Source organism: Candidatus Magnetobacterium casense (assembly GCF_019173545.1).
In the GTDB taxonomy this organism is placed as follows: Bacteria; Nitrospirota; Thermodesulfovibrionia; order Thermodesulfovibrionales; family Magnetobacteriaceae; genus Magnetobacterium; species Magnetobacterium cryptolimnobacter.
The window spans coordinates 1-8,664 of the sequence record NZ_JABXWD010000143.1 but is presented as its reverse complement, the minus strand read 5'-3'; the positions used below and the strand labels follow the sequence as shown (position 1 = coordinate 8,664).

The 8,664-nt window shown below is 49.1% G+C and carries 8 protein-coding genes; all 8 read left to right on the top strand.

From position 1 onward, the window contains the following. On the top strand, positions 1-738 hold a 738-nt coding region (locus tag HWQ67_RS09030; protein WP_255317192.1), incomplete at its 5' end, for a methyl-accepting chemotaxis protein. A gap of 226 nt (positions 739-964) precedes the next feature. After that, entirely contained in the window at positions 965-1,225 is a 261-nt protein-coding gene (locus HWQ67_RS09025; RefSeq protein ID WP_218252358.1) for a co-chaperone GroES, read from the top strand. Between the two features lie 10 nt (positions 1,226-1,235). After that, the gene (groL, locus tag HWQ67_RS09020) at positions 1,236-2,882 is read left to right on the top strand and encodes a chaperonin GroEL (protein ID WP_218252357.1); all 1,647 of its coding nucleotides are present in this window, start codon (positions 1,236-1,238) and stop codon (positions 2,880-2,882) included. A 123-nt stretch (positions 2,883-3,005) separates the two neighbouring features. Next, positions 3,006-4,025, top strand: coding sequence for a heat-inducible transcriptional repressor HrcA (hrcA, locus tag HWQ67_RS09015; RefSeq protein WP_218252356.1), 1,020 nt, complete (start codon positions 3,006-3,008; stop codon positions 4,023-4,025). A 14-nt stretch (positions 4,026-4,039) separates the two neighbouring features. Then, positions 4,040-4,666 (top strand): nucleotide exchange factor GrpE, encoded by a 627-nt coding sequence (grpE, locus tag HWQ67_RS09010; protein ID WP_218252355.1) that lies wholly within the window; start codon positions 4,040-4,042, stop codon positions 4,664-4,666. Next, entirely contained in the window at positions 4,659-6,587 is a 1,929-nt protein-coding gene (dnaK, locus tag HWQ67_RS09005) for a molecular chaperone DnaK (protein ID WP_218252354.1), read from the top strand. The genes grpE and dnaK overlap by 8 nt, the downstream gene beginning before the upstream one ends. Further along, entirely contained in the window at positions 6,588-7,676 is a 1,089-nt protein-coding gene (dnaJ, locus tag HWQ67_RS09000; RefSeq protein WP_218252353.1) for a molecular chaperone DnaJ, read from the top strand. A 20-nt stretch (positions 7,677-7,696) separates the two neighbouring features. Then, positions 7,697-8,470: a 16S rRNA (uracil(1498)-N(3))-methyltransferase gene (locus HWQ67_RS08995; protein WP_218252352.1), complete on the top strand. Its 774-nt coding sequence runs from the start codon at positions 7,697-7,699 to the stop codon at positions 8,468-8,470. Positions 8,471-8,664: the final 194 nt, after the last annotated feature.

The following is an 8,664-nucleotide window of genomic DNA, read 5'->3' as shown; positions in this document are numbered from 1 at the left end:
GACATAGCAAGAAATGCCTCCGTGGCCTCAGAAACAAGTATGTCCACCATGAAAACTGCATCCAGAGGCAAGGAGGCCGCGGATATGGCAGTAGGAATTATCGATAACGTATATCAGTCGGCAATAGAACTCTCCGCGATGGTGGGAAGCCTTAATAACAGCGTCTTTGAAATCAGCGATATATTAATAGTAATAAAAGACATCGCCGACCAAACGAACCTCCTGGCCCTCAATGCCGCAATCGAGGCCGCAAGGGCAGGGGAACAAGGCCGAGGTTTTGCCGTCGTTGCCGACGAGGTGAGAAAACTGGCCGAGAGGACAATTAAGGCAACGGATGAGATTTCGCATAAAATTGCCTCTGTCAAACAGGACTCCGATAAGACCACCAAGTCCATGTCAGAGGCCTCGGAAAAGGTAACCGATGCCACTAGTTCGATAAAAGAAGTTGGCGAGATACTCGATCAAATGGTAGAGTCTGTCAAGGGCGTGGTAGACCAAATCACCCAGATAGCGACGTCCGTAGACGAGCAATCGGCAGCCTCTGAGGACGTCGCATCAAATATCGATAAGACATCAAACATCGCCAGGGACATACTTCGCATGTCCGAGGACGTGCTGCAAGAAGTCAGCAGTTTCACAGACATAGCTGGCGAACTCAACGCAGCCGTCTCGGGCTTTAAAATGGACGGCGTCAGTTATAGTGCCGGCAGTAGCAGCTCTATTCCAAGATTGAAGTAGCCGCGCTATATTATTTCGGTTGACTATCGCTGGCAACTGAGGAGATATCTCTGTTCGGGGGGGGCCGCAGGCGAATGATACCACGGTGAGCCACAGAGCGCTGGATTCCCAAAGAGCTGTTAATCGCGGTCAAAGGAAAAAAAACTTGCAATAGTGAGAAAAGTATGTTATATTATTAGCAATCACTCTTTGTGAGTGCTAATAACAAAGAAGGGAGCGTGACTCTATGAAGTTTAAACCATTGAAAGAGCGTGTGTTTGTCAGCTACAAGGAAGAGCTGGAGAGAACGGCCGGCGGTATATATGTACCGGACACAGCAAAGGAAAAGCCGCAGCGCGGCAAGGTTGAGGCAGTCGGCTCGGAGGTGAAGGAGCTGAAGGTTGGGGACGAGATATTTTTCGATAAGTATTCCGGCTCGAAGGTTCAGATCGACAGTGTCGATTATCTAATAATCAAGGAAGAAGACGTCTTAGGAATAATCGCATAGGAGGGTGTAAATGGGAGCAAAACAGTTACTTTTTGACGAAGCGGCAAGGAGGGAGATCCTTGAGGGGATAACCATACTTACCAATGCTGTAAAGGCCACACTTGGCCCAAAGGGCAGAAACGCAATACTTGACAAGAAATATGGTTCTCCGACGATAACCAAAGACGGTGTAACGGTGGCCAAGGAGATAGAGCTTAAGGACCCGTACCAGAACATGGGGGCGCAGCTGTTAAAGGAGGTTGCCTCAAAGACCTCCGACACTGCCGGTGACGGTACGACTACGGCCACAGTACTGGCCCACGCCATATATAAAGAGGGCGTAAAGAATGTCGTAGCGGGCGCCCATGCGATGGACTTAAAGCGTGGAATGGAAAAGGCCGTAGTTACTGTTATTGATAAACTAAAGTCCATGACGAAGAAAGTCCAGGACAAGAAAGAAATTGCACAAGTCGGGACTATTTCGGCAAACAATGACCCTTCGGTTGGAGACCTTATAGCCGAGGCGATGGACAAGGTTGGCAAAGACGGCGTAATCACTGTAGAAGAGGCCAAGAGCATGGCAACAGCCCTTGAGGTGGTTGAAGGAATGCAGTTTGACAGGGGTTACATATCTCCGTATTTTGTTACCGACTCTGAGAGGATGGAGTGCGTACTGGAAAACGCCCATATACTTCTCTATGACAAGAAGATATCCTCGATGAAGGACCTGATTCCACTGTTGGAGCAGATAGCGAAGATGGGCAGGCCGCTGCTCATTCTGTCTGAGGACATCGAGGGAGAGGCCCTTGCCACGATGGTGGTGAACAAGCTGCGCGGAACACTTCAGGTATGCGGCGTAAAGGCCCCTGGCTTTGGTGAAAGGCGTAAGGCCATGCTCGAAGATATAGCTATCCTAACTGGCGGCACGGTAATATCGGACGACCTCGGCATGAAGCTCGAAAACGTAAAGATGACCGACCTCGGACGTGCCAAAAAGATAACGATAGACAAGGACAACACGACGATAGTGGAAGGCGAAGGCAAGCAAGACGCCATCAAGGGCAGGGTAAAGCAGATTAAGTCTCAGATTGAGGATACCACATCGGACTACGACAGGGAAAAACTCCAGGAGAGGCTTGCAAAAATCGTAGGCGGAGTTGCCGTAATAAACGTTGGTGCGGCCACGGAGACTGAGATGAAGGAGAAGAAGGCCCGCGTGGAAGACGCCCTGCATGCCACCCGAGCGGCGGTCGAAGAGGGCATAATACCAGGCGGCGGAGTTGCCCTTCTGCGGTGTATCTCATCGGTTGACGAGCTGAAACTAACAGGCGACGAGAAAATCGGCGCTAATATCATAAAAAAGGCCCTCGAGGAGCCAATCAGGCAGATTATCCACAATGCCGGCCTTGAAAGTGCTATAATAATAGAGAAGGTGAAGGACTCAAGTGACCAGAACTATGGCTTTGACGCCCAGAACGAGAAGTTCTGCGACATGATGCAAGAGGGCATAATCGACCCGACGAAGGTTACCAGATGTGCGCTTCAGAACGCGGCCTCGGTGGCATCGTTAATGCTTACGACATCGGTGATGATATGCGATCTGCCTGAAAAGGAAGAGAAGATGCCAATGGGTGGCGGCGGACACCCAGGGATGGGCGGCATGGGAGATATGTACTAGTTGAAAAGTCTTTAAGGGGGGGCTGCCGGCCTCCCCTGATGACTCTTGAAACTATTACTTGAAACAAGAGATTAGGAATTGTTAAATTATAGTGCTGAGTAAAACAGATTGAGAGACGATATAGTGGATGCAAGAACAAGAAAGATACTATTTGCGGTGATTGAGAGCTACATAGGGATAGCGGCCCCGGTAGGTTCAAGATATATTAGCAAGAGATACGGCTTTGGTATATCATCGGCAACGATAAGAAACACGATGAGCGATCTTGAGGAGCTGGGTTTTCTGAGCCAACCCTATGCCTCTGCGGGGCGTGTTCCAACGGGTCGTGCCTATAGGTTTTTCGTTGAGTCGCTGCTGGATTGCGGCATGTCTGAGAACAGCAATCTCCTTTCGATGCTTTATGACAAGTCAACGGACTCCAGGGCGAGTTTCGATGACTTCCTCAGTGCCATTTCAAGGCTGATGTCTGACTGTTCCCACTACATGGGAGTTGTCCTCTCAAGGACAGCAGAAAGCAGCATTTTACGAAAAATAGAATTCTATACATACAAAGAAAATATGATTGTGGCAATCCTGCTGACACAATACGGGATTGTGCGGCATATGATAGTGGAGTCATCCAGCAGACTGACACAAAAAGACATGAACGAGATAAGCCGGTACTTAAACGATGAATTTGCAGGGTCAACACTTCGGGACATTAAAAAGAGTTTGTTAGAAAATATGGCCGAAGAACAGGAAAAATGTGAAACACTGAAAGAAAAGGCGAATAGTTTATGCAATAAGGTGTTTTCCTCGATAAATGCCGACATATTCATCTCCGGCGTGAGCGAATTGATAAATCTGCCTGATTTTGACGACATAAAAAAAATAAAAGAGCTATCCAAGGCGATAGACGACAAAAACATGATAATAAATCTTCTTGATAAGATATTGCAAAGCGAAGGGGTGCAGGTGTTTGTCGGTGATGACCCGTTGCTGGATGAAAAGGCATTAAGCCTTGTGGCCTCGACTTTTTACGAAAAGGGCAGGCCATTTGGTGTATTGGGCCTGATAGGGCCGCAGAGAATGGACTACGCAAACGCCATATCTATTGTAAGTACGTCTGCAGCTTTTCTCTCCAGGCAACTTGAACACATATAGGAGGTCTATATAAATTGGAAGAGAGAAAGATTGACTTGACCGTGGGGGACAACGTAGTGGAGTCCACTGTGCCTCCTTCATCTGCCGGTGAAAATGGCGTAGAGGTGGATATTCAGTTTGATCAGATGGAGAAACTCAGGCTCGAAAACGAAGAATTGCAGGACAAGTATAAACGCATGTATGCAGAGTTTGATAACTACCGCAAAAGGGTGCTAAAGGAAAAAGAGGAGATTTACAAATACGGGACCGAGTCTCTGGTCTCAAGCCTGCTCTCCGTGATAGATAACCTTGAGGCGGCACTCTCTCACGTTGCGCCTGGGGCGGCTGATGGTTTAGCCCAGGGTGTTGACATGACGCTCAAGGAACTCAAAAAAATACTCGTCTCAAACGGGCTTGCTGAGATAGAGGCAAAAGGTAAACCCTTTAACCCTGCCTATCACCACGCGATGGCTGAGGTAGAGCGCAGCGACCTTGACGATAAAACAGTCGTCGAGGAATTCAGAAAGGGATACATTTTTAAGGACCGGTTAATAAGAGCGGCCCTGGTGTCGGTCTCGAAGAAGGCATCGGGCAGCACAGAACATGTCGAATCCAAGACTGAGCATAATGATATAAACCATAAGGAGGAAGGTAATGGCTAGGGCAATAGGAATAGATCTCGGGACTACAAACTCGTGTGTGGCGGTAGTGCAGGCAGGAGAGCCTGTGGTAATACCAAACCAGGAAGGCAACAGAACGACGCCGTCCGTGGTCGCGTTTACGGATAAGGACGAGAGGCTGGTCGGACAGATAGCAAAAAGGCAGGCGATAACGAATTCCGAAAACACGATATTCTCTGTAAAACGCCTGATGGGCAGGAAGTACGGCTCTCCCGAGGTTACGGACGCCAAAAGAAGGCTCCCTTATAAGATAGTGGAGGCCCCAAACGGCGATGCCCATGTGGAAATCAGGGGGAAGCGCTATGCCCCGCCGCAGATATCGGCAATGATCCTGCAAAAGCTAAAACAGGCGGCGGAGGACTTCCTTGGTGAGACGGTAACGGACGCCGTGATAACCGTCCCTGCGTATTTTGATGACAATCAGCGCCAGGCCACAAAAGAGGCTGGCAAGATTGCAGGTCTAAACGTCCTGAGGATAATAAACGAACCAACGGCGGCCTCACTTGCCTATGGGATAGACAAGAAAAAGGAAGAGAAAATATCGGTCTATGACTTGGGCGGCGGTACGTTTGATATATCAATACTTGAAATAGGCGAGGGCGTAATCGAGGTTAAATCGACAAACGGCGACACATATCTGGGCGGCGATGACTTTGACATACGCATAATGGACTGGCTGGTAGATGAATTCAAAAAAGAGCAGGGCATAGACTTAAAGAGAGATAAGATGGCCCTTCAACGTCTTAAAGAGGCGGCAGAAAGGGCAAAAGTGGAGCTTTCAAGCGCTACGGAGACCGAGATTAATCTGCCGTTTGTTACAGCGGACGCCTCTGGACCTAAACACTTGCTGCTCAAACTGTCAAGGTCGAAGTGCGAACAGCTCGTCGATGACCTGATCAGGCACTCCATAGAGCCGTGCAGGCAGGCCCTGAAGGATGCCGGCTTATCCACGTCCGAGATAAACGAGGTACTCCTTGTGGGCGGCTCAACAAGAATGCCCAAGGTTATTCAGACCGTACAGGGTTTCTTCAACAAGGAACCCAATAGAACGGTGAACCCCGACGAGGTAGTCGCTGTAGGGGCGGCAATTCAGGCCGCAGTACTTAAAGGAGACGTTAAGGAAGTACTCCTGCTTGACGTAACGCCGCTGTCCTTAGGGATTGAGACCTTAGGCGGTGTATTTACGAAGCTAATCGAGAGGAACACGACAATACCGACGAAAAAGAGCCAGATATTTTCGACTGCGACGGACAATCAGCCGGCTGTTACTATAAAGGTATTTCAGGGCGAGAGAGAGATGGCCGGGGATAATAAACTGCTTGGGAATTTTGAACTGCTTGGCATCCCGCCAGCCCCGCGCGGGATTCCTCAGGTGGAGGTAACATTCGACATAGATGCAAACGGTATACTTCATGTCTCGGCAAAAGACCTGGGAACGGGCAAAGAACAATCGATAAAGATAACCGCCTCAAGCGGGTTAACTGACGACGAGATTAAAAAGATGGTAAAAGACGCTGAGGCGCATGCCGAAGAGGACAAGAGGAAAAAAGAACTAGCAACCGTTAGAAACGAGGCAGATACACTGGTTTATTCAGTGGAGAAGTCTCTGAAAGAATATGGCGACAAGATTCAGCCGGCTGAAAAAACAGAGGCGGAAGAGGCCGTTAAACGGCTCAGGGATATAAAGGACACGGCCAGCGACCCTGAAGAGCTAAAAAAGGCAATTGAGGCCCTTACGACGATCTCACACAAATTTGCCGAACATATATATAAGGATGCAACGGCAAAAGATGCTTCCGGACAGGGACAGAAAGGTGCCAGCGAAGGCGGTCAAAAGGCAGGAGGTCCTGAAGAGGAAGTGGTAGAGGCAGAATTCGAAGATGTTGACAAACACAAGAAATAGATGAAAGATTACTACAGCATATTAGAAGTTGACAGAAGCGCTACCCCCGATGAGCTAAAAAAGGCCTACCGGAAGATGGCCTTAAAATATCATCCTGACCGCAACTCTGGCAATAAAGAGGCCGAGGAGAGGTTTAAAGAGATAAACGAGGCATACTCGTGCCTGAGCGATGCCAAAAAACGTGCCCATTATGACAGATTCGGTACTACTGAAGGGATAGGTGGGGGCGCGGCCGATTTTGGTTTTGGGGCGTTTACCGATATATTTGACGATTTCTTGGGGGACATTTTCGGCGGGGGTGGACAAAGAAGGCAGCGCTCAAGGCGAGGTGCCGACATGCGGTATGATCTGGAAATCACGCTTATGGATGCGGCCTTCGGGGTGGATAAGAAGATATCTATACCACGAATGGAAAGTTGCGACAAATGCGGCGGCAGCGGTTCAGCCAGCGGCAGGGCACCTCAGACATGCCAGCAATGCCATGGAAGCGGGCAAATGCGCTTTCAGCAGGGTTTTTTTACGGTGAGCCGTTCCTGTGGTAAATGCGGCGGTGCTGGAGTCGTTATTACCGACCCATGCGGTGATTGCGGCGGCAGCGGCAAGGTGAAAAAAATGCGAAATCTTTCGATAAAGATACCGGCAGGTGTGGATACCAATACTCGTCTGAAAATGACATCAGAGGGAGAGGCCGGAGAGCGCGGTGCCCCACCCGGAGACCTGTACATTTTTATCAATGTCACAGAGCATCCTTTTTTCAAGCGGCACGAGAGGGACATATATTGCGAAATCCCAATCAGCTATCCAACGGCCGTCTTGGGCGGCGAGATCGAGGTGCCCACACTTAAGGGCGTAACGAAGTTGAAGATCCCGCAATCTACACAGTCCGGCGAGATGTTTAAACTAAGAGGAGAGGGGATACAGCGCGTGGGTGGCGGTACTCGCGGCGACCAAATCGTAAAGGTCTATATAGATGTCCCGAAGAAGATCACTCCACGCCAGCGCGAACTCCTTGACGAGTATGCCAGCATAGGCGGCGATGAGGTACAAAAGACTTTCAGGGAAAAACTGAAAGAGATGTTCACAGGCTGAGGGCACGGTTTTATTAATCGATGCCCAACGTCTTTCTCCACTCCAGTGCTATCCATGACGCAGCGGCTGTTATCACTGGTGAAACATCGAGATATATCCTCTCGGTCCTGAGATATAAGACTGGCGGCGAGCTATCCATCTTTGACGAAAAAGGCCGATTTTTCAAGGGTATCATAACCTCCTGTGCAAAGAACGCCGTGCAGTTGTCCCTAACACCGCAAACACCGCCTAATACTGAATCCCCTGTGTCGATAACTCTTTGTCAGGGACTGTTAAAGGGCTCAAAGATGGATATAGTTGTCCAGAAAGCCGTAGAACTTGGGGTTAAGGAGATAATTCCAATGGTAACGAGTCGTACACAGCTCGATTACACGAGGAAAATCGATAGATGGAGAAAAATAGCCATTGAGGCTGCCAGGCAGTCGATGAGGGTCGTCGTGCCTGAAATATTGGAGACCGCGAATTTCCACGCGTTGACGCAATCCATACACAGTACTGGTGCTGCTGCCATGATGTTTTACGAAGGCGGAGGAAAGGGATTAAAATACCCACTGGAGTCCGAGCGAGAAGAAGACAATATCTACGTTATAACCGGCCCAGAAGGGGGTTTTACGCCTGAAGAGGTTAAGCAGGCGGAAGCCTCCGGCGTAACAATCGTAACGCTGGGAAGCAGGATATTAAGGGCGGAGACGGCGGCCATCTCGGCATTGACACTGATACAGTTCATATTCGGAGACATGGGTAGAGGCCCGGTAGATTGTGGTCGAGCAGCTCCATCGGATAAGGAGGTTTAAGATATAGAATCGAACTGAATAGCCATAGTTAATTATGCCTGCCTGTTATTGCTTATAGAACAACTTTAACATAAGGGTAAAAAAGCCGGGTCTGTTAACTAAACTGTGTCAGGCCCGATTTTAGCACTTAACATCAATGTCCAATGATAACCTCCCTTCGAAGAAAATGGCAAGCTGAGAAATTGTCTGGCCCC

What these genes read in the sequence shown, in the direction of transcription:
- HWQ67_RS09025 (WP_218252358.1), top strand. Translation starts at nt 965, where the DNA reads ATGAAGTTTAAACCATTGAAAGAGCGTGTGTTTGTCAGCTACAAGGAA.
- groL (WP_218252357.1), top strand. Translation starts at nt 1,236, where the DNA reads ATGGGAGCAAAACAGTTACTTTTTGACGAAGCGGCAAGGAGGGAGATC.
- dnaK (WP_218252354.1), top strand. Translation starts at nt 4,659, where the DNA reads ATGGCTAGGGCAATAGGAATAGATCTCGGGACTACAAACTCGTGTGTG.
- dnaJ (WP_218252353.1), top strand. Translation starts at nt 6,588, where the DNA reads ATGAAAGATTACTACAGCATATTAGAAGTTGACAGAAGCGCTACCCCC.
- HWQ67_RS08995 (WP_218252352.1), top strand. Translation starts at nt 7,697, where the DNA reads ATGCCCAACGTCTTTCTCCACTCCAGTGCTATCCATGACGCAGCGGCT.